The organism is Alkalibacillus haloalkaliphilus C5 (assembly GCF_000269905.1).
In the GTDB taxonomy this organism is placed as follows: Bacteria; Bacillota; Bacilli; order Bacillales; family Alkalibacillaceae; genus Alkalibacillus; species Alkalibacillus haloalkaliphilus_A.
Map to the genome: position 1 here is coordinate 1 of NZ_AKIF01000301.1, position 407 is coordinate 407.

1 protein-coding gene is annotated in these 407 nt (G+C 40.0%); it reads left to right on the forward strand.

The annotated features are described in order from the left end of the window. Positions 1-186: 186 nt before the first annotated feature. Positions 187-407 (forward strand): hypothetical protein (locus A194_RS19135; RefSeq protein WP_040403418.1); only part of this gene is annotated, 221 nt, incomplete at its 3' end.

Here is a 407-nt window from a genome sequence, read left to right on the forward strand (position 1 = left end):
AGAAGAAGCTGAGATACAGTATCAGCTTATGAACGTAGGCTTCAAGAAAGAGGATTTGAAAAAGGGAGCGACATAAATGACGTAAAAGACCCATTAGAAGCCAGAGAAATTGAAATCAATCTCAAGTTTATTGAAAGAAACGAAACAAGACTTCAAGGGTATGAAAACCATGACTGGAAGAAGGTTGTGGGAGAAGAAATAAAGATATTAGAATACTACTTTGAAAGATTTCCAACACAAGCGGAAGAACAAGTATATACCTGGCTGACACACTTCAGTCGGGAAGTCAACTTAGAGCGAAATCGCTGGCTTCGAGACCGTGAGATCCGTCCCGTGTTTCCGATTCATGAGGGCACTGAATTAACGGTGTATGATGAAGTGTTTGATTCAGAAATAGATGAAGAAGC